Source organism: Micromonospora echinospora, from assembly GCF_900091495.1.
In the GTDB taxonomy this organism is placed as follows: domain Bacteria; phylum Actinomycetota; class Actinomycetes; order Mycobacteriales; family Micromonosporaceae; genus Micromonospora; species Micromonospora echinospora.
This window is the reverse complement of the sequence record NZ_LT607413.1, coordinates 2,010,439-2,030,963: the sequence shown is the minus strand read 5'-3', so window position 1 is coordinate 2,030,963 and position 20,525 is coordinate 2,010,439. Positions and strand designations below refer to the sequence as shown.

Annotated in this window: 18 protein-coding genes; 11 read left to right on the top strand and 7 right to left on the bottom strand. The window is 73.3% G+C overall.

Annotation, left to right across the window (positions count from 1 at the left end):
• Positions 1-5: 5 nt before the first annotated feature.
• Positions 6-692: an NUDIX hydrolase gene (locus tag GA0070618_RS09285; RefSeq protein ID WP_231931668.1), complete on the bottom strand. Its 687-nt coding sequence runs from the start codon at positions 690-692 to the stop codon at positions 6-8.
• A gap of 73 nt (positions 693-765) precedes the next feature.
• On the opposite strand from GA0070618_RS09285, the gene GA0070618_RS09280 reads away from it, so the two are divergent.
• Positions 766-1,830 (top strand): SPFH domain-containing protein, encoded by a 1,065-nt coding sequence (locus tag GA0070618_RS09280; RefSeq protein ID WP_088981282.1) that lies wholly within the window; start codon positions 766-768, stop codon positions 1,828-1,830.
• Positions 1,827-2,744, top strand: a complete 918-nt coding sequence (locus tag GA0070618_RS09275; RefSeq protein ID WP_088981281.1) for an NAD(+)/NADH kinase — start codon at positions 1,827-1,829, stop codon at positions 2,742-2,744. The genes GA0070618_RS09280 and GA0070618_RS09275 overlap by 4 nt, the downstream gene beginning before the upstream one ends.
• Positions 2,745-2,782: 38 nt before the next feature.
• Here GA0070618_RS09275 and GA0070618_RS09270 read toward each other — a convergent pair whose 3' ends face one another.
• Genes GA0070618_RS09270 through GA0070618_RS09260 form a run of 3 tightly spaced genes read right to left on the bottom strand, consistent with a single transcriptional unit; the run spans position 2,783 to position 7,540 of the window.
• The gene (locus tag GA0070618_RS09270; protein WP_088981280.1) at positions 2,783-3,994 is read right to left on the bottom strand and encodes a hypothetical protein; all 1,212 of its coding nucleotides are present in this window, start codon (positions 3,992-3,994) and stop codon (positions 2,783-2,785) included.
• Between the two features lie 46 nt (positions 3,995-4,040).
• Positions 4,041-5,717 (bottom strand): GTPase, encoded by a 1,677-nt coding sequence (locus tag GA0070618_RS09265; protein ID WP_088985399.1) that lies wholly within the window; start codon positions 5,715-5,717, stop codon positions 4,041-4,043.
• A gap of 17 nt (positions 5,718-5,734) precedes the next feature.
• Complete coding sequence (locus tag GA0070618_RS09260) at positions 5,735-7,540, bottom strand: GTPase domain-containing protein (RefSeq protein ID WP_088981279.1); 1,806 nt, start codon at positions 7,538-7,540, stop codon at positions 5,735-5,737.
• A 196-nt stretch (positions 7,541-7,736) separates the two neighbouring features.
• On the opposite strand from GA0070618_RS09260, the gene dnaK reads away from it, so the two are divergent.
• The 5 genes from dnaK (at position 7,737) to GA0070618_RS09235 (ending at position 12,638) form a co-directional block, all read left to right on the top strand.
• Positions 7,737-9,593, top strand: a complete 1,857-nt coding sequence (gene dnaK, locus GA0070618_RS09255; RefSeq protein ID WP_088981278.1) for a molecular chaperone DnaK — start codon at positions 7,737-7,739, stop codon at positions 9,591-9,593.
• Positions 9,594-9,640: 47 nt separating this feature from the next.
• On the top strand, positions 9,641-10,312 hold the full coding sequence (grpE, locus tag GA0070618_RS09250; protein ID WP_088981277.1) for a nucleotide exchange factor GrpE: 672 nt from the start codon (positions 9,641-9,643) through the stop codon (positions 10,310-10,312).
• A gap of 85 nt (positions 10,313-10,397) precedes the next feature.
• The gene (dnaJ, locus tag GA0070618_RS09245) at positions 10,398-11,576 is read left to right on the top strand and encodes a molecular chaperone DnaJ (RefSeq protein ID WP_088981276.1); all 1,179 of its coding nucleotides are present in this window, start codon (positions 10,398-10,400) and stop codon (positions 11,574-11,576) included.
• An 86-nt stretch (positions 11,577-11,662) separates the two neighbouring features.
• Positions 11,663-12,103 (top strand): heat shock protein transcriptional repressor HspR, encoded by a 441-nt coding sequence (locus GA0070618_RS09240; protein ID WP_088981275.1) that lies wholly within the window; start codon positions 11,663-11,665, stop codon positions 12,101-12,103.
• 304 nt (positions 12,104-12,407) lie between these two features.
• A complete protein-coding gene (locus GA0070618_RS09235) occupies positions 12,408-12,638 on the top strand; it encodes a hypothetical protein (RefSeq protein WP_088981274.1) in 231 nt (76 codons plus the stop codon).
• 95 nt (positions 12,639-12,733) lie between these two features.
• Here GA0070618_RS09235 and GA0070618_RS09230 read toward each other — a convergent pair whose 3' ends face one another.
• The 3 genes from GA0070618_RS09230 to GA0070618_RS09220 all read right to left on the bottom strand — a co-directional run bounded on the left by GA0070618_RS09230 (position 12,734) and on the right by GA0070618_RS09220 (position 15,053).
• Positions 12,734-13,159: a hypothetical protein gene (locus GA0070618_RS09230; protein WP_088981273.1), complete on the bottom strand. Its 426-nt coding sequence runs from the start codon at positions 13,157-13,159 to the stop codon at positions 12,734-12,736.
• A gap of 180 nt (positions 13,160-13,339) precedes the next feature.
• Positions 13,340-14,545, bottom strand: coding sequence for a cation:proton antiporter (locus GA0070618_RS09225; protein WP_088981272.1), 1,206 nt, complete (start codon positions 14,543-14,545; stop codon positions 13,340-13,342).
• 7 nt (positions 14,546-14,552) lie between these two features.
• Entirely contained in the window at positions 14,553-15,053 is a 501-nt protein-coding gene (locus GA0070618_RS09220) for a cation:proton antiporter regulatory subunit (protein WP_088985398.1), read from the bottom strand.
• Positions 15,054-15,089: 36 nt separating this feature from the next.
• Between GA0070618_RS09220 and GA0070618_RS09215 the strand changes: the two genes are divergently transcribed.
• The 4 genes from GA0070618_RS09215 to GA0070618_RS09200 all read left to right on the top strand — a co-directional run bounded on the left by GA0070618_RS09215 (position 15,090) and on the right by GA0070618_RS09200 (position 20,525).
• Positions 15,090-16,196, top strand: coding sequence for a beta propeller repeat protein (locus tag GA0070618_RS09215; RefSeq protein ID WP_088981271.1), 1,107 nt, complete (start codon positions 15,090-15,092; stop codon positions 16,194-16,196).
• Positions 16,197-16,295: 99 nt separating this feature from the next.
• Positions 16,296-18,890: an ATP-dependent chaperone ClpB gene (gene clpB / locus GA0070618_RS09210; RefSeq protein WP_088981270.1), complete on the top strand. Its 2,595-nt coding sequence runs from the start codon at positions 16,296-16,298 to the stop codon at positions 18,888-18,890.
• Between the two features lie 44 nt (positions 18,891-18,934).
• On the top strand, positions 18,935-19,810 hold the full coding sequence (locus tag GA0070618_RS09205; protein ID WP_088981269.1) for a hypothetical protein: 876 nt from the start codon (positions 18,935-18,937) through the stop codon (positions 19,808-19,810).
• An 85-nt stretch (positions 19,811-19,895) separates the two neighbouring features.
• Entirely contained in the window at positions 19,896-20,525 is a 630-nt protein-coding gene (locus GA0070618_RS09200) for a DUF4178 domain-containing protein (protein WP_088981268.1), read from the top strand.

Below are 20,525 nucleotides of genomic sequence, written 5' to 3'. Positions count from 1 at the left end.
AGGCTCTAGGCGGACGGGCGGAGCATCGGCGGGTGCAACAGGGTGGCGGGGCCGCGCCGGAAGAGTTGGGCCGGACGCCCCCGCTCACCCTCGGTGCTCCGTCCCGTCGATTCGACGAACCCCGGGGTGCCGGTGACCTTGCGATGGAAGTTGCGCGGGTCGAGCGTGGTGTCCCAGACCGTCTCGTAGACCGCGCGCAGCTGGGCGACGGTGAACTCGGGCGGGCAGAACGCCGCCGCCAGCGGGGTGTACTCCAGCTTGGCCCGGGCCCGTTCCAGCCCGTCGGTCAGGATCCGCCCGTGGTCGAAGGCGAGCCGTGCCCGGTCGAGCCGGTTGACCGGCACCCAGTCGGCGGCGGCCGCGTCCGACCCCGCGACCGGGGCCGGCAGGTCGGGCAGGAGGGCGAGCCAGGCGACGGTCACCACCCGGGCGCGCGGATCCCGGGTCGGGTGGCCGTACGTGCCGAGCTGCTCCAGGTGCCCGGCCGGCTCGGGCAGGCCGGTCTCCTCGGTCAGCTCGCGAACGGCCGCGTCGGGCAGGTCCTCGTCGATGCCGACGAACCCGCCGGGCAGCGCCCAGCAGCCCTCGTACGGTGCCACCCCCCGCCGGACCAGCAGCACGTGCAGCTCGTCGGTGCGGACGGTCAGCACCACCAGGTCGGCGGTCACCGCGAACGGCGGGTACTCGGTCACGTGTTTATCACCACCTTGACGATAATCTACCAGACGTTTTATCGTCGGTGGGACGAAAAAGGGGAGGACGATCATGGCTGACGTCTCGCGACGACTCTTCCTGCGGCACCTGCGCGGCACCCCGACGAGCTGGGTACGACACTCGACCGGTGGCCGGGTCCGTCGGGAGGGCACCGGGCTGTCCTTCTGGTACCGGCCGCTGCACGCCGTGCTCAGCGAGGTGCCGGTCGACGACCGGGAACTGCCCCTGCTCTTCCACGCCCGTACCGGCGACTTCGCGGACGTCACCGTGCAGGCCACCGTGACCTACCGGGTGGCCGACCCGGCGCTCGCCGCCACCCGGCTCGACTTCTCCGTCGACCCGCGCACCGGCGTGGCGCGGGCCCGACCGCTGGACCAGGTCGCCACGCTCCTCGCCGAACTGGCCCAGCAACCGGCCCTCGACCTGCTCGCCCGGGTCCCGCTGGCCGAGGCGCTCACCACCATCGCCCCGGTGCGGGAGGCGGTCTCGGCCGCCCTCGGCACCGAACCCCGGCTCGCCGACGTCGGGGTCGCCGTGGTCAGCGCCCGGGTGGTCGCCATCCGTCCCGAACCGGAACTGGAACGGGCACTCCAGACCCCCACCCGCGAGGCGGTGCAGGTCGAGGCCGATCGGGCCACGTACGCCCGCCGGGCCCAGGCCGTCGAGCAGGAGCGCTCGATCGCCGAGAACGAGCTCCAGAACAAGATCGAGCTGGCCCGTCGGGAACAGCAGCTCGTGGAACAGCACGGCGCGAACACCCGCCGTCGGGCCGAACTGGACGCCGCCGCCGAACTCGCCGCCGCCCAGGGCAAGGCGGAACGCGAGAAGGTCGCCGACGCGGCCGCCGCCGAACGTGCCCGGGTGCTCTCCACCGCCGAGGCCGAGAAGGAGCGTGTCCTCGCCGCCGCGAAGGCCGACGGGGTACGCGTGCTCGGCCAGGCCGAGGCCGAGTCCGAGACGGCCAGGCTGGCGGCGTACGCCCAGCTCCCGGTCGAGGTGCTGCACGCCCTCGCGCTGCGCGAGCTGGCCGGTCAGCTGCCGCAGATCGGTCAGCTCACCGTCACCCCGGACCTGCTCGCCGACCTGCTGACCCGGCTCGGCGGGAGCGACCGGTGAGCGCCACCCTGGCCCCCCGGGTCGTGGTCGTCAGCCGGCGCAGCGAGCTGGACGACCTGCTCGCGCGGCACGGCACCCGCGCCGCGGCGGCGTGGTACCTGAAGGCCCGGGGCGGTGACCTGGCCGAGGTGATCCACCGGCACGAACTGCTCCAGACCGCGCTGACCACGGTCGGCGCGGCCGTACCGGCCGACTGGCGACGCGGCTCGGTCGACCGGGACGACCTGCCCCGCTTCCTCTTCGCCCCGGAGGACGTCGTGGTCGCGGTCGGCCCGGACGGGCTGGTCGCCAACGTCGCCAAGTACCTCGACCGGCAGCCGGTCGTCGGGGTCGACCCCGATCCCGGCCGCAACGCCGGGATCCTGGTCCGCTCCACGCCCGACCAGGTGGCCGACCTGCTCCGGGCGGTCGTCGCCGGGCGGGCCACCACCGAGCGGCGGACCATGGCGCGCGCCGTCCTCGACGACGGACAGGAACTGGTCGGCCTCAACGAGGTGTACGTCGGTCACGTGTCCCACCAGTCCGCCCGGTACCTGCTCGCCGAGAACGCCGGCGGGCGGACCCGACGGGAGCGGCAGTCCTCCTCCGGCCTGGTGGTGAGCAGCGGCACCGGGGCGACCGGCTGGTGCGCCTCGATCGCCCGGGACCGTCCGGACCCGCCCCGGCTGCCCACCCCGGACGAACCGGCGCTCTGCTGGTTCGTCCGGGAGGCCTGGCCGTCGCCGGTCACCGGGGCCAGCCTCACCGCCGGTCGGCTGGGCACGGACGGCACCCTGGAGCTGACCGCCGAGTCCGACGGTCTGGTCGCCTTCGCCGACGGCCTGGAGTCGGACCGGCTCACCCTGGCCTGGGGCCAGCGGATCACCCTCTCCGTCGCCGCCCGGCACCTGGCACTGGTGACCGGAGCCCACTAGCCGCAGGGCACCTCAGGGCCCGGCGGAGGCGGAGTGGGTCAGTCGTCGGTGAGGTGGTGGCGGTTGGCCTCGATCCAGGCGTGCAGGGCCTCCGGGTCGTCGGGATCGACGCCGTCGGCCATCAGCTGGGCCACCGCTGCCGTGGCGGGACTGCGCCGCTCGCCGGTGCTGTAGAGGCGGGCGAACTCCGGCACCATCTCCTCGATCGCGCTGTCCGTCTGGCTGGCCGCGGACTCGGGCAGGCCGCGCCGGCGTGCGGCGTACCCGGCCCAGGCACGCAGCACCCGGGGAAGCAGGGCGGCGTCGTCCATGTCCAGCACGGCCCGCCGGTGCACCCAGTCGAGCAGGAACAGCTCGGCCACCGTCGGGCTCCACCGCAGCGGGTCGGCGTCCGGGAAGCTCGCCGCGTGGTCCAGCAGCAGGCTCAGGCAGAAGTGCAGGGACGCCAGCTCCGGGCCGTCCATGGTGTCGAGGCCGAACCGGGCGGCCTCCGGCGAGGCGAGGAACTGGCGTACCAGCGCGGTGCGCTCGGCCGGGGTGAGCGGTTCCGGGTCCACCGGGGTCCGGACCGGGCGGGGCAGCAGGGCCAGCCGGGCCCCGGCGATCGTCCGGTCGGTGGCGAGGGAACCCTCGCCGGGCAGGTCGCCGAGGTCGTCGGTGATCGCCAGGTGGCGGGACACCTCGCTGTGCAGCCGGGCCGGGTCCTCCGTCCGGAACCAGGTCAGCTCGTCGGTGGCACACATCTGCCGGACCTGCTCCAGGATCCGTTCGGCCGGTCCGCCGACGAAGATGTCCTTGGTGATGCCGATGTTGTGGTCGACCAGGGCGACCATGGCGTGCTCCGGCCCGCCGGCCGCCTCGTCGTAGGCGAAGGTGGCGAGGTAGGAGGTCTGGTCGCCGTACACGTCGCCGTAGGCCCAGCAGCCGGTGAGGTGCACCCGGCCGAGCTGGTCGGACCAGGACGGGGCCTGCGCGCCGGGCTTGACCCGGTCGGCGCCCTCGGCGTCCGGCACGAGTCGGGCGAACACCCGCCGGATGGTGGTGGCCGAGGCGGTCCGCCGACGGGACGTGGCGGCGAGGAAGCCGCTCACGAACTCCCGTACGGCCGTGCTGCGGTCGGACTCCGCGACCGCGTAGACGCTGCCGAGCAGTGCCGTGCCGAGCATCTCGGCGTCGAGGGCGCAGTCGAGCCGGCTCACGTCGCGGGCTGCGTGCAGTACCGCGTCGTAGGGGGTGTGAGTCGTGGCCATGGATCGACCCTACGCCGCCGGAACCCCGGTGGGAGGAAGGCCGGGATCACTTCTTTCCGGCCGCCACCCGCAGCGCGTCCCGGGCGTCGGCGTACGAGGTGAGCACCGCGCGGACCGGGGTCAGCACGTGCTCCGCACCGACCCCTGCCACGGCGGCGGTGAGCCGTCGCTCCGCGCGGAGCCGGGTGCGCCGGGCGGCCCAACGGACGACCGGGCGGGTCACCGCCGTGACCAGTAGTCCGGCGAGCAGCCCGCCGAGCAGCAGCAGCGTCGGCAGCGGCACCTCGCCGACCATCGGCTCGTCCGGATCGGGCAGGCCGAGGGCGCGCAACGCGTACCCGAGCACCAGCCAGGCCAGCCCGGCGACGGCGGTGAGGGTCACCAGCCACTGGAGCGCGCCGACCAGCCGCCACCACAGGGGCCGTTCGGGCACGTCGAGGTCGGTGCCGGCGACCGCCCGGTCCAGTGCGTCCGGCACGTCGCCGAGGCGGGACCGGGCCGCGCCGGTGACCGCCGCCGGCCACGGCCCCGGCAGGTCGCCGCCGGCCCGCTCGGCCACCGCCCGGACGGCCAGCCCCAGCGCCGAGCGCTGGGCGGCGGTCGGGTCGGGTACGGAGGTCGCGGCGACCGGCTTCGCGCTCAACTCGTCGGCCGACCCGCCGGCCCCGCCCGGGCCGGGCAGGTGCAGCCGCCGCAGCGGGTCCGGCCGAAGACGACGCCAGCCCCGGACCAGCGGCCAGCCGGTGGCGCTCGCCGCCCGGTGCCGGTACGCCGCCTCGACCGCCGTGGTCACCGCCGGCACCCCGGCCGCTCCGGCCAGCGCGTCGGTCAGGACACGGCTGCCGGCGGTGTCCGGCCCGGCACCGGCGGGTTCCGGGCCGACCAGGTCGGCGAGGCGCTCCACGACGGTGTCGACGTCGCCGGCCAGCCGCCGCAGGGACGCCTGCCGCTCGGCGACCGTCGACTCCAGGCTGGCCCGCAGTTCGGTGGTGCCGGAGGGGTCGACGGCGGTGGTGGCGAGCAGCGGCACCCCGGTCAGGCCGTCGGCGTCGAGCAGCCGGCGCAGGTCGTCGAGGACCCGGGGCACCTCGGCCGGGGGCAGCCGGTCGGCCTGGTTGAGCACGACCAGGGTGACGTCCCGGTGGCGGTGGAACTCGCGCAGGTAGGCGGTGTGCACCAGCCGGTCGGCGTACTTCTGCGGGTCGACCACCCAGATGACCAGGTCGACCAGGCCGAGCAGCCGGTCCACCTCCAGCCGGTGGGCATGCTGCACCGAGTCGAAGTCGGGCAGGTCGAGCAGGACCAGTCCGTGCAGGGCGGACTCGTCGTCGCCGTCCAGGGCGCTCTCCCGGATGAACCGGTGCCGGGGCAGCACGCCGATCCAGTCGAGCAGCCGGGTCGCGCCGTCGAGTGGTCCCCACACGCAGGCGTGCGCCACGCCGGTGGTGGGCCGGCGTACCCCGACCGGGGAGAGGTCCAGCCGGGCGAGCGCGTTGAACAGGCTGGACTTGCCGCTGCCGGTCGCCCCGGCCAGGGCGACCACGGTGTGGTCGCGGGAGAGGGCGAGTCGGGTGCCGGCCCGTTCGACCAGGGTGTGCGCCGGGACGAGCCGTTCGTCGGGGAGGTGGCCGTCGACGGCGGTGAGGAACCGGCGGACCGCGTCGAGGCGGGTGATCAGGTCGTCCGGGTCGACCCGCTGCCCGCCGCGGAGCGCGTCCCGCATCCGGCCGACGATTCCGGTCACCGGGTCACGTCCAGGTCGGCGCGCTCCCGGGCGTCGGCCACCCGCGCGGCGGCGGCCCGCAGGTCGGCGGCGGTGTCCGCCTCCGGCCGGGCGCTCGCGGTACGGGCGAGGAACCGCGCCGCCTCCTCGTCGAGCAGCGTGTCGACCCGTTCCAGCAGGTCGCCCCGGGCCCGGCGGGCGAGGTTGCGGACCGCCTGGTCGCCGAAGATCGCCTGGAGGACGGCCTGCGCGGCGACCGTGGTGCCCGCCCCGGTGGCCACCTCCAGCCCGGTCGGCACGAAGGCGGTCGAGGCGAACACCGCGATCATCACGGCGAGGCCGGTGGCGTTGACCGCGTACGCCGCCGTCCGGGCGACGAAGCGTTTGTCGCCGCCCTCGGTGCGGACCAGGTCCAGCACGCCCCGCTGCCAGTCGCGGACCAGCCGCTCGGCGCGTTCCGGCAGGTCGGCGGAGGGATGCGCCAGGTCCGGTTCGAGCAGCGCCGCGCCGGCCGGGTGGGCCCGCCACCCGGTGTACGCGTTCTCGGCCGCCTCGGCGGCCACCCCGCGCAGCAGGGTGACCAGCTGGGACTCGATGGCGTCACGCAGCTCGTTGGCGGGGGCCGGTCGCCCGGTGACGGCCGCGACGACGCGGTCGCGGAGCCGTCCGATCCGCGCCTCCAGGGTGCGGAAGAACTCGCCGGTGCCGACGAACTCCTGCCAGCGGGCCAGCACCTCGCCCCGGAGCAGTCGACCGTCGGAGAGGCCCTGCTCGACGGTGCGCTGGGCGCCGCGGTACGCGCCGCGTACCCGGTCGTCGAGCGCGTCGGCGGCGGTGGCCTGCTCGTCGGCGGCCCCGGCGAGGGTTTCGGTGATCGGGCCGAGCGCGGCGAGCGCGCCGTCGAGGGTCTGCCGGACCACGGCGGCGCGGGCCTCCGCGTCGGCGGCGAGCCGGGCGAACCACTCACCCAGTGGCGCCGTCGCCCGTTCCGGCAGCAGCCCCTGCCCGTCGACCTGTGTCTCCGGCAGGACGAAGAGCGGGGCCGCGCCCAGGTCGTGGGTGGCGAGCATCTCGGCGAGGTGGGCGGAGACCTCCTCGGTGGCCTCCGGCGGAACCCGGTCCAGGACGAGGGCGATGGCCGCTCCCCGGGCCCGGGCGTTGTGCAGCAGCTCCCAGGGGACCGCGTCGGCGTACCGGGCGGCGGTGGTGACGAAGAGCCAGAGGTCGGCGGCGGCGAGGAGCTGCCCGGCCAACGCCCGGTTGGCGTCGACCACCGAGTCGATGTCCGGCGCGTCGAGGAAGGCCAGTCCGGCCGGGAGCGCGGGTGCGGTGACCAGTTGCAGGGTGCGCGGATCCTCGCTGGGCTCGCTGGTGCGGGTCAGCCCGGGCAGCAGCTCGCCCTGACGGAACCAGACCGAGTCGGCCGGGTTGCAGACCAGCACCGGCGACCGGGTGGTGGGCCGGAGCACCCCGGCGGCGCTGACCCGGGCCTGGACCAGGCTGTTGACCAGGGTCGACTTGCCCGCGCCGGTGGAGCCGCCGACCACCACCAGCAGCGGGGCGTCGAGCCGGGCGAGCCGGGGCAGGAGGTAGTCGTCGAGCTGGTCGGTGAGGGCGGCGGCGTTACGCCGGGCCGGCTCGGCGGAGGGCAGGTCGAGCGGGAAGCGGGCGGCCGTGGTTGCGGCGCGCAGGCCGGCGAGGGCGGCGGACAGGTCGTCCCCGGGTGTCCCGCTCGGGTCCTCCGCGGCGGTGGCTGCTCCGCTGTGGGGGGAGGCGACGGCGGGCGCGCCGGAGTGGGTGGCGGATTCCCCGTGCGTCGTCACCGCTAAAGCGTGCCCGACCGGGGCAAGGGAAGACAACAGCGGGGTCCGGTGTTAAGGGTTGCGTCGGGTCGACTCAACCTCGACTTGACGATCGCGACAGGCGTGGCACTATTGAGTCAAGTCCACTCAACTTGCGGTGGGTGTTCTTCGGGCGGTGCCCGTCACCTGCTCAACGTTACGAAGCGAGGAAGCGAAGATGGCACGTGCGGTCGGTATCGACCTCGGCACGACGAACTCCTGCGTCAGCGTTCTCGAGGGCGGTGAGCCCACCGTCATCGCCAACGCTGAGGGCTCGCGTACGACCCCGTCGATCGTCGCGTTCGCCCGCAACGGCGAGGTGCTCGTCGGTGAGGTCGCCAAGCGTCAGGCGGTGACCAACCCGGACCGGACCATCCGGTCGGTCAAGCGGGAGATCGGCACCAACTGGACCGTCGACATCGACGGCAAGAAGTACACCCCGCAGGAGATCTCGGCCCGGACGCTGATGAAGCTCAAGCGGGACGCCGAGGCGTACCTGGGCGAGCAGATCACCGACGCGGTGATCACCGTCCCGGCGTACTTCAACGACGGCCAGCGCCAGGCCACCAAGGAGGCCGGTGAGATCGCCGGCTTCAACGTGCTGCGGATCGTGAACGAGCCGACCGCCGCCGCCCTGGCGTACGGGCTGGACAAGGGCTCCAAGGAGCAGACCGTCCTGGTCTTCGACCTCGGTGGTGGCACCTTCGACGTCTCCCTGCTGGAGCTGGCCGAGGGCGTCGTCGAGGTCAAGTCCACCAGCGGTGACAACCAGCTCGGTGGCGACGACTGGGACCAGCGGATCATCGACCACCTGGTGAAGACCTTCCGGGGCGAGCACGGCATCGACCTCTCCCAGGACAAGATGGCCCTCCAGCGGCTCCGCGAGGCCGCCGAGAAGGCCAAGATCGAGCTGTCCGCCGCCACCAACACCAACATCAACCTGCCGTACATCACCGCCGGTTCGGCCGGCCCGCTGCACCTGGACGTGACGCTCAGCCGCGCCGAGTTCCAGCGGATGACGCAGGACCTGCTGGACCGCTGCAAGGGTCCGTTCGAGCAGGCCGTCAAGGACGCCGGGATCAAGGTCGCCGACGTCGACCACGTCATCCTGGTCGGCGGCTCGACCCGGATGCCGGCGGTGACCGACCTGGTCAAGCAGCTCACCGGCCGCGAGCCCAACAAGGGCGTCAACCCGGACGAGGTCGTCGCGGTCGGCGCGGCGCTCCAGGCCGGCGTGCTCAAGGGCGAGGTCAAGGACGTCCTGCTGCTCGACGTGACCCCGCTGAGCCTGGGCATCGAGACCAAGGGCGGCATCTTCACCAAGCTGATCGAGCGGAACACCACCATCCCGACCAAGCGGTCCGAGGTGTTCACCACCGCCGACGACAACCAGCCGTCCGTGCTGATCCAGGTCTTCCAGGGCGAGCGGGAGATCGCCGCCTACAACAAGAAGCTCGGCACCTTCGAGCTGACCGGCCTCCCGCCCGCGCCGCGTGGCGTGCCGCAGATCGAGGTCACCTTCGACATCGACGCCAACGGCATCGTCAACGTGCACGCCAAGGACCTGGGCACCGGCAAGGAACAGAAGATGACGATCACCGGCGGCTCCTCGCTGCCGAAGGACGACATCGAGCGGATGCGCCGGGACGCCGAGGACCACGCGGAGGAGGACAAGCGTCGCCGCGAGGAGGCCGAGACCCGCAACGTGGCCGAGGCGCTCCAGTGGCAGACCGAGAAGTTCCTCGCCGAGAGCGGCGACAAGCTGCCGGGCGAGAACCGCGACCAGATCAACGAGGCGCTCGGCGAGCTGCGTGGCGCGCTCGGTGGCCAGGACATCGAGAAGATCAAGTCGGCCCACGAGCGGCTCGCGCAGGTCTCCCAGCAGGCCGGTTCGCTGCTCTACGCCCAGCAGCAGGGTGAGCAGGGCGAGCAGCCGGGCGCGGCCGGGGCCGCCGGTGGCGCGCCGGGCGGCGCCAAGGGCGGTGCCGACGACGTGGTCGACGCCGAGATCGTCGACGAGGACGGGAAGAAGTGACGTCCCACCCCGTCACGAACCCACGGCAGAGGGATTGAGGTAGCCGCATGACGGACAAGCCACGCGCCACCGACCCGGAGGAGACCCCCGGTTCGGTGCGGGGTGACTCCGCGACGCCGACCGGTTCCACCGGGGACGAAGCCGAATCCGCGACGGGACTGGTCGAGGAGGCCGAGGTGGTGGTCGACGAGGTCTCCTCGACCGTCGACGAGACGGCCTCGGACGGCGCGCCGGTGGTCGACGCCCCGGCGCCGCCGGCCGACGGCGCTCCGACCGCCCCGCTCGGGGCCGAGTTGGAGGCGCTCCGGGCGGAGCTGGAGGAACGTACCCGGGACCTGCAACGGGTCTCGGCCGAGTACGCCAACTACCGCAAGCGGGTCGAGCGGGACCGGGCCCTGGTCGGCGAACAGGCGACCGGCGCGGTGCTCACCGCGCTGCTGCCGATCCTCGACGACCTCGACCGGGCACGTGAGCACGGCGATCTGGTGGGCCCGTTCGGCACGGTGGCCGAGCAGCTCACCACGGCACTGGGCAAGTTCGGCCTCACCGTCTTCGGTGAGCAGGGCGACCCCTTCGACCCGACCCGGCACGAGGCGGTCGCGCACCAGACCTCGGCCGAGGTCAGCGAGCCGACCTGCGTGCAGGTGATGCGCCGGGGCTACCAGCTCGGCGAGCGCCTGCTGCGGCCCGCGATGGTCGCGGTAGCCGATCCGGAGTAGTACGAGACCGTGACCGGGTCCTCCCGTCCACCGACACCGGGTGGACGGGAGGCCCGGTGCACGTCGGGTGGAAGGGGGTGGACCGGTGAGTTCCAAGGACTGGCTGGAGAAGGACTTCTACGCCGTGCTCGGCGTGGACAAGTCCGCCTCCTCGGACGACATCAAGAAGGCGTACCGGAAACTGGCCCGGGAGTCCCACCCGGACCACAACCCGGACGACCCGGTGGCCGAGGAGCGGTTCAAGGCCGCCTCCGAGGCGTACAACGTGCTCTCCGACGACAAGCGGCGTCGCGAGTACGACGAGATGCGTACGCTCTTCGGCTCGGGCGCGTTCCGGCGCAACGCCCGGGGCGCGGGCGGTGGCGTACCGTTCGACGTCTCCGACCTGTTCGGCGGCGGTGCGGGCGGCGGTGACCGCCGGTTCGGTGGTTTCAACCCGTCCGACCTGTTCGGTTCGATGTTCTCCGGCGGGGGTGGGGGCGGCCCGGCGCGGCCGCGTGGTCCGGCCCGGGGCCGGGACGTCGAGGCCGAGGTCGCGTTGGACTTCCCCGACGCGGTACGCGGGGTGACCCTCCCGCTGACGCTGCGCGCGCCGGGGGTCTGCGACACCTGCCACGGGGACGGGGCCAAGCCCGGCACCCGACCGGTGACCTGTGCCCAGTGCCACGGCTCCGGGATGGTGACCCGCAACCAGGGGTCGTTCAGCTTCGCCGAGCCCTGCCGCAACTGCCAGGGTGTCGGCACGATCGTCGAGGAGAAGTGCCCCGAGTGCCGGGGCACCGGCGGGGTCACCAAGACCCGCACCCTCAACGTCCGGTTCCCCGCCGGAGTGGCCGACGGGCAGAAGATCCGGCTGGCCGGCCGGGGCGAGCCGGGCGAGCGCGGCGGCCCGGCGGGTGACCTCTTCGTGCACGTGAAGGTGCGTCCCGACGACCTGTTCGGGCGGAGCGGGGACGATCTGACCCTGACCGTGCCGATCACCTTCGCGGAGGCGACGCTCGGCACCGACCTGCGGGTGCCCACGCTGGACGGGGCGGTGACCCTGCGGGTGCCGCCGGGCACACCCGGCGGCCGGGTCCTGCGGGCCCGGGGCAAGGGTGTGGTCCGCCGCGACGGACAGGCCGGTGACCTGCTGGTCACCCTGGACGTGGTGGTCCCGGCCCGACTCTCCGACGAGGCGCGTGCCGCGTTGGAGGAGTTCGCCGCAAACACGCCGCCGGCGGCCCGGGAACATCTCGACGCGCGGGTGCGTCGCATCAGTTAGCAACACGTTGCTCAGGCAACGCGTCGGTTCGGTGGGCAACGCGTCGGTTCGGTCGGCACGGTGGAGCACACGCGGAGGTGAGCGGGATGGCGGACGGGTTCGTCGGCTCGGGTGACCCTGCCTACGACGCCAAGGTACTCATGATCTCGGTCGCGGCACGGATGGCGGGCATGCATCCGCAGACGCTGCGGCAGTACGACCGGCTCGGGTTGGTGCAGGCCGGGCGGGCGGCCGGTGGCGGTCGCCGCTACAGCGTCCGGGACGTGGTGCTGCTGCGTGAGGTGCAGCGGCTCAGCCAGGACGACGGGGTCAACCTGGCCGGCATCAAGCGGATCATCGGCCTGGAGCAGCTCCTGGAGCAGGCCCAGGCCCGGCTCGCCGAGATGGAGGCGGAGCTGAACGCCGCGTACCGGCGGATCGCCGAGCTGGAGGCGATGGCCCGCTTCCCCGGCCGGGAGATCGTTCCCACCACCCGCACCTCCACCGCACTGGTGGTCTGGCGCCCCCGCCGCTCCACCGACCGCTGACTCCGCGCGTTTCGTGGTAGCAGGGGTCCCCTGTTACCGCTTTTTGATGGGCAGGGGTCCCCTGCTACCACCCCTCACCGCATGCTCACCACCCCTCACCGCATGCTCACCACCGCTCGCCGCATGCTCACCACCGCCCGCCACCCCTCGCCGCCCTGCTGCCGGCTGGTGCCGTGTTCCGGGGAACCGCCGTTCCGGCCGGCTCCGCCCGACTAGCCTCTGAACCAGGTCGAGTCCGCACCAGCCGGGCCCACCGTCGCGGCCGAGCGGAGCCAGGGGCGGGTGGACGGCGAGGGGGAGGCGCATGACGGAGCCGGCGAAGAAGGTGGCGCAGCAGGCCGAGGAGCGCCTGGACCGGGTCGCCGAGACGGTGCGGGAGAAGTTCGACGCCATCACCGGGAGTCGGTTCGCCGGCAAGCCCGGCCGGGCCGTCGAGCGTCGGAGCGCCGCCGAGGGCGACGGGACCGGGCCGGACCGGACGGCACCGCAGCCGGGGCCGGGCGAGAAGGGTCGGAAGCACGGGGGACGCACCTGAGCCACGGGCCGGGATCCACGGGGGGTCCCGGCCCGTCCCGTCCGCACCGGGTCTGCTCCCGGCTGGCCGGCCACCGGTCGCCGCCCGTTCCCGGCTCAGCCGATCCGGCGGTTCTCCCGGACCAACCCGCCCTCGCACCAGTCGTGGTAGTCGAAGAGGTCGGGTCGTTCCATGAGCACCCGGGCGTTGTAGGCCCAGGTGCGGACCAGGTGGTCGCCGGTCAGTTCGGCCTGTTCTACCAGCTTGCGCAGGCGACGCTTCGGGTGGGCGCGGAACTGGGTGCGGATGCCGTCGGCGGCGTAGATGTAGAGGCAGTGCAGGGCGAACCGCCGGGCAGGGCAGGCCGGGTCCATGGCGAGCTCGAAGAGGGTCGGGACCAGGTGGTCACCGGCGACGAGCAGGTCCCAGTCCGGCGGCATCGATGCCAGCGGCACCGAGTCCGGCTGGTACGCCCACGTCCGCAGCTCCGTCGGAGACGGGTCGACGGGATTGGCGAAGCCGGGGAACGTCGACTCGGGCACGTACCGGCAGCCTTCCGCTCGTGCCCGCGGGGCGTACCGGGTGTCCGCGGGAACCTGGTGTGCTGGGGCGAAACGGTAGCGCGGCCCGGCGCGACGGCGGAAGACCTCGGCGGGACGGATTCAGCGACCGTCGGCCGGGCCGGTTCCCCCTTCCGGGCGACCCGGCCGGCCGACGTCGCATCAGTCCGGGGTCGGGACCGGTTCCACCGGTCGGGCCGCCGCCCGACGCCGCAACCACTGCTTGAACCAGGCGAAATCCGGCAGACGGGCGAGCATCGGGCCGGTCACCACGGTGATCAGCACGTACGCGGTGGCGAGCGCGGCCAGCCCTGCGGGGACCTCGCCGCTGGCCACCGCCAGTCCGGCGATGACGATGGAGAACTCCCCCCGGGGCACCAGGGCGAGCCCGGCTCGCCATCGTCCGGGTTCGGCGATGCCGGCCCGGCGGGCGGCCAGGTATCCGGTGATCGTCTTCGTCCCCATCGTCACCAGGGCCAGGGCGAGCGCCGGCAGCAGCACGGGCGGGATGTCCCTGGGGTCGGTGACCAGGCCGAAGAAGACGAAGAAGACCGCGGCGAAGAGGTCCCGCAGCGGGGTGAGCAGCTCGGTCGCGTGGTGCGCCACCGGACCGGAGAGCGCGATGCCGACCAGGAACGCGCCGACCGCGGCCGACACCTGGAGCTTCGCCGCGATGCCGGCGACCAGCAGGGTCATCCCGAGCACCCCGAGCAGCAGCGCCTCCGGGTCCTTCGCGGACATCGCGGTGGAGATGAGGTGGCCGTACCGGATTGCCACGACCAGCACCAGCAGCACCGTCCCGACCGCGATGGTCAGGGCGATCCCGCCGCCGAGCAGCCCGACCCCGGCCAGCAGCGCGGTGACCAGCGGCAGGTAGAGCGCCATGGCCAGGTCCTCGATGACCAGCACCGAGAGGACCACCGGTGTCTCCCGGTTACCGACCCGGCCCAGGTCGGCGAGGACCTTGGCGATCACCCCGGACGAGGAGACCCAGGTGATGCCGGCGAGCACCACGGCGGCGATCCAGTCCCAGCCGAGCAGCAGCGCGAAGGCCGCGCCGGGGAGGGCGTTGAGGAGGGCGTCGATCAGGCCCGCCGGGGCGGCCGAGCGCAGGTTGCCGACGAGTTCGTTGGCCGAGTACTCCAGACCGAGCATGACCAGCAGGAGGATGACACCGATCTCCGCGCCGACGGCGAAGAACTCCTCGCTGGCGTGCATCTCCAGGATGCCGCCGTGCCCGACCGCGAGGCCGGCGAGCAGGTAGAGCGGGATGGGGGAGAGACCGATCCGGCGGCTGAGCCGGCCGAGGAGGCCGAGCAGGAACAGCAGCGCGCCAACCTCGATGAGCAGTGTCGTGAAGTCGTGCATCCGCGCCTCAGCCGTCCGGGTCGCTGTCGGCCAGGATGGCTGTGACGCCGTCGAGTCCCTTGCGCGTGCCGACCACGACCACCACGTCACCGGCAGAGAAGCGGAAGGTGGGACCGGGCGAGGCGAACACCTCGCCGCCGCGCAGGACGGCGACGATGGAGGCGCTGGTGCGGGTCCTCGTCTTGGTGTCCCCGAGCCGGCGGTTGACGTACTTCGACCCGGCGGGGATGGCGATCTGCTCGGTGAGCAGCCCGGCGGCCTGCTCCCGCAGCCCGGTGAGCTGACCGAGCATCAGCGACGCGCCGAGGATGTCGGCCAGCGCCTCCGCTTCGTCGTCGGTCAGCGGTATGTCGTGCTGGCATGAATCGGGATCATCAGGGTCATAGAGGACAAGGTCGCGTCGGCCGTTGCGGTGGGACACCACGCCGAGCCGGCGTCCGGACTCCGTCAACAGGTCGTGACGTACACCGATTCCCGGTAGGGCAGTCTGTTCGACACGTACTCGCACGGCGGTCACGGTACGGTACCGGCGCGAAGGAGGGCCATGACCGAGCGGCGTTATCGGTGGCTGGTCACACTGCTGCTCGTGCCAGCTCTCGCGGGCTGCTCGATCGGGGACGTCCGGCGTCGGCCGCCGGCCCCGTCGACCCCACCTGCTCCGTCGACACCGGCGACACCGGCGACGACGCTGCCGCCGGCCTCCTTCGACGAGGTACGCCAGGTGCGGGTCGCCGTGCCGGAACGGTACGACCGGCCGTACGTCGAGTTCGCCGACGTACGGCACGGTTACGCCCTCTTCGCCACCTGCGCCGGGACGCCGCCCGCGCCCACCTGCCCGGCTCTGCTCTACGGCACCGCCGACGGCGGCCTGTCCTGGCGGAAGCTGCGGCATCCCCGCCCCGCCGCCGAGAACCAGCAGCTCTACACCGCCCCCGGTCTGCTCGTGCTGCTCAGCGAGCCGCACGGCTGGTACACCTCGACCGACGGCGGCACCACGTTCACGCACTCCCGCTCCGCGCCCCCGGTCTGGGTGGGGGCGCAGGGGCGGTTCCAGGTCGTCGAGGCCACCGGGAAGGTCGCCGAGTGGGACGGCCGTCGGCTGCGTCCGCTGGCCACCCAGCCGGACGTACCCGGGATCAACACCGTCGCCTCGCGGGACGACCGGATCGTCGTGGCCGGGATGCACGACGGCCGGCCGGCCGCCGCGATCTCGCCCGACGGCGGCCGGAGATGGTGGCGGCTGGCGGTGTCCCCGCCCGACGGCGAGGTTTCCGTGCTCCGGGCGGTGATCGACGGGACGGACACGGCGTGGCTGGTCGGGGAGCGCCCGGACCGGACGTCCTTCCCGGCGCTGTGGCGGCAGGGCGGCCCGGGCTGGGAACTGGTGTCCCCCGAGGACCGGCCGGAGCGGATCCGGTCGATGGTTCCGGTCGGCGGTGGGATGGTCGTGGTGACCGGGCCGGACGGGGCCGGGATGGTGACCAACGACCGGTACCACCGGATGGCCTGGCCGCTCACCCCGGAGCATCACCTCACGGTGCTCGCCGACGGCACGCTCTGCGCCCGTGGGCCGGGCGACGTCGTCCTGACCAGCGGCAGCCTGTACTTCGGCGGAGCGCGCTGGACCAGGGTCGTCCTCGATCACGGCTGACCGGCTTGTGTGACTCGGCTCACACCGCTGAAGTTGAGTGGAATAGGCTCAACTCTGGTTGTGTCTCTCTCAGTGGACACGCCGATTCCGGGGGAGCCCATGAACACGGAACGCCTCACCACCAAGAGCCGCGAGGTCATCACCGGTGCCGTCGCCCTCGCCAACCAGCGCGGGCACGCCACCGTCGAACCCTGGCACCTGCTGCTGTCGCTGCTGGACACCGCCGGCTCCACCGCCGCTGGCCTGCTGCGCGCCGCCGGGTCCGACCCGGTCGAGCTGCGCCGGGCCACCGTACGCGCGATCGACGCGCTGCCCGCCGCGCGCGGCTCCAGCATCGCCGAGCCGAGCCTGTCCCGGGAGTTCGTCAACGCCATCGGGGCCGCCGAGCAGATCGCCCGGCCGCTCGGCGACGAGTACACCTCCACCGAGCACCTCCTCGCCGGCCTCGCCCGGGTCGGCGGCGCGGTCGCGGGTGCGCTCCGGACCGCCGGGGCCACCGAGGAGAACCTGGTCGCCGCCTTCCCGACGATCCGGGGTGGAGACCGCCGGGTCACCACCGCCGACCCCGAGCAGACCTACCAGGCCCTGGAGAAGTACGGCGTCGATCTGACCGCCAGCGCCCGCGACGGCAAGATCGACCCGGTCATCGGCCGGGACTCCGAGATCCGCCGGGTCATCCAGGTGCTCTCCCGGCGTACCAAGAACAACCCGGTGCTGATCGGCGAGCCCGGCGTCGGCAAGACCGCCATCGTCGAGGGCCTGGCCCAGCGGATCGTCGCCGGGGACGTGCCCGAGTCGCTGCGGGACAAGAAGCTCGTCTCGCTCGACCTCGGCGCGATGGTCGCCGGCGCGCAGTACCGGGGCCAGTTCGAGGAACGGCTCAAGTCCGTCCTGGAGGAGATCAAGAACTCCAACGGCCAGATCATCACCTTCCTCGACGAACTGCACACCGTGGTCGGGGCGGGCAAGGGCGAGGGCTCGATGGATGCCGGCAACATGCTCAAGCCGATGCTGGCCCGGGGCGAACTGCGGATGGTCGGCGCGACCACCCTCGACGAGTACCGCGAGCACATCGAGAAGGACCCGGCCCTGGAGCGCCGATTCCAGCCGGTGCTGGTCGGCGAGCCGACCATCGAGGACACCATCGGCATCCTGCGCGGCCTCAAGGAGCGCTACGAGGTGCACCACGGCGTCCGGATCACCGACGCCGCCCTGGTCGCCGCCGCCTCCCTGTCGGACCGCTACATCACCGACCGGTTCCTGCCGGACAAGGCCATCGACCTGGTCGACGAGTCCGCCTCCCGGCTGCGCATGGAGATCGACTCCCGGCCGGTCGAGGTGGACGAGATCGAGCGGGCGGTCCGCCGGCTGGAGATCGAGGAGATGGCGCTGGCCAAGGAGCCCGACGCCGCCTCCGCCGAGCGCCTCGACCGGCTGCGCAAGGAACTGGCCGACAAGCGGGAGCAGCTCACCGCGCTCTCCGACCGCTGGCAACTGGAGAAGAGCCACATCACCAAGCTCTCCACCGCCAAGGAGGAGCTGGAACGGCTCGGCGGCGAGGCCGAGCGGGCCGAGCGGGACGGCGAGCTGGAACGTGCCGCCGAGCTGCGGTACGGCCGCATCCCCGCGCTCCAGGCCGACCTGGCGAAGGCGGAGGAGGAACTGGCCCGGCTCCAGGCCGACGGCGCGATGCTCAAGGAGGAGGTCGGCGCGGACGACATCGCCGCCGTGGTCGCCTCCTGGACCGGCATTCCCGCCGGCCGTCTCCTCGAAGGCGAGACCGCCAAGCTGCTCCGGATGGAGGAGTCGCTGGGTGAGCGGGTGGTCGGCCAGTCCGAGGCGGTCGCGGCCGTCTCCGACGCGGTCCGGCGGGCCCGCGCCGGGGTCGCCGACCCGGACCGTCCGACCGGCAGCTTCCTCTTCCTCGGCCCGACCGGGGTCGGCAAGACCGAGCTGGCCAAGGCGCTCGCCGAGTTCCTCTTCGACGACGAGCGGGCCATGGTCCGCATCGACATGAGCGAGTACGGCGAGAAGCACTCCGTCGCCCGGCTGGTCGGTGCCCCACCCGGCTACGTCGGATACGAGGAGGGTGGGCAGCTCACCGAGGCGGTGCGCCGCCGGCCGTACTCGGTGATCCTGCTGGACGAGGTGGAGAAGGCCCACCCGGACGTCTTCGACATCCTGCTCCAGGTGCTCGACGACGGCCGGCTCACCGACGGTCAGGGGCGCACCGTCGACTTCCGCAACGCCATCCTGATCCTCACCTCCAACCTCGGCTCGTCGGTGATCAGCGACCTGACGCTCGCCGAGGAGCAGCGCCGGGAGGGCGTGCTCGCGGTGGTCCGGTCGCACTTCAAGCCGGAGTTCCTCAACCGACTGGACGACATCGTGGTCTTCGCCGCCCTGCACGGCGACGACCTGCGGGCCATCGTGGACATCCAGCTCGGCCGGATGCGGAAGCGGCTCGCCGACCGTCGTCTCGGCCTGGAGATCACCGAACCGGCGCGCGTCTGGCTCGCCGAGCACGGCTACGACCCGATCTACGGCGCCCGTCCGCTGCGTCGTCTGGTCCAGTCCGCCATCGGCGACCAGCTCGCCCGAGCCCTGCTGGCCGGCCAGATCCGCGACGGCGACACGGTCCGGGTCGACCTGGCCGACAGCAAGGAGTCCCTCACCGTCACCTCCGCCGGCTGAATGGTGGTGCCCGGGGAGGGAGGAAACCCGTACCCTCCCCGGGCATGACCCCCTCTTCGGCCGAGCCGGTCCGCGCGGCCCGGCCCACCGCCGTCACCGTCGCCTTCTGGCTCCAACTGGCCACCGTGGTCGTCCTGCTCGTGGCGGTCGGTCTGACAGTGGCCGGAGCAGTGCAGTTCGACGGCCAGATCGACCGGGCGGCGGCGAGGGTGCCCGACGCCGACCCGGACGAGGTGAGCGGCGAACGATTCGGCAACGTCTTCATGACGGTGCTCTTCTGCCTGCCGGCTCTGGTGCTGGCGGGATGGCTCGCCGCCACCGCCCGACCGGTGCTGCGGGGTGGTGGCACGGCCCGGGTCCTGGTCTTCGTGGCCGGTGGGGCGCAACTGCTGTGCTGCTTCGGCCAGGGGTGCCTCGGCTTCGCCTTCCTGCCGTTCTTCCTGGCCGGCGAGGAGTGGGCGGAGCCGACCACCGGCCCGGACGGGGAGCCCGTGTGGGAGGAGTCCGAGTTCCTCGACGTGCTCTACGGCGGCGCCGGCGTCAGCGGCGACCTGCTCAACCTCGCCGGTGGCGTCGGCGCGGCGGTCGCCCTGCTGCTCACCCTGACGGTGGTGCTGCTGCTGGCGCTGCCGCCCGGCAGCCGGTACTTCCAGCCCGACGCGGGGGAGCCGTCCCCGACGCCAGCCGGCTCGTGGCCCTGGCCGCCCGTCCCGGTCGCGCCGTCGGCGTACGCCGGTCCGCCGTCCGGGCCGGCGGGCCCGGTGGGGCCGCACGTCGTGCCGGTCGTGCCGCCGGGATACCCGGCGTACTACACCGTGCCGCCGGGGTACCTGATCTGCCCGGACCCGTCCCGGCACCTGCCCCCGCCGCCGGAACCCGAGGGGTCGCCGGAGACTCCCCCGGCCACTCCCGGTAGCTGACCCATCGCTCAACAGCGCTGCGGTTTGCGCAGGTGCGTGTGGTTGTTACCGTCAGGCGCCGACGCGGACGAAAGGCGGGGCGAGGGTGAACGGGACGGTGGCGTACCTGGTGACGGCGGTTGGCTGCCTGGTCGGGGTGGCCGGGGTGGTCGTCGCCCTCGTCGCACTGCGCCGGACGAAGCAGCGTCCCTCCGCTCCGACCGCCACCGATCCGTTCCGCGACCACGACGCCGACGCCCTGCGTGGCGACCCGCGCCGGCTGCGTCCCGGCGACCTCGTCGAGATCCGGCAGGTGACCTACGCGGTGCGCGGCTCGCTGCACCTCACCGAGGGCGGCTGGAGCTGGGCCGAGCACCTGCTGGACACCGCGGACGGCACCAAGCGCTGGCTCTCGGTCGAGGAGGATCCGGATCTGGAGCTGGTGCTCTGGACCGCCGAGCCGGCCGCCACGGTCACCCCCGGCCCGGCCACCGTCGACTTCGACGGTCGCCGGTACCGCAGCGACGAGTCGGGTCAGGCCCGCTGGACCGCCACCGGCACCACCGGTCTCGCCCCCACCGGCAGCGTCCGGTACCACGACTACACGGCCTCCGGTGAGGCCCGGCTCTCCTTCGAGAAGTACGGCGACGCCGACTGGGAGGTCGCCCGGGGCGAGCTGCTGCGCCGGCCCGAGGTGATGGTCTACCCGCAGGCCGGCCCGGAGAAGATGGGCTGA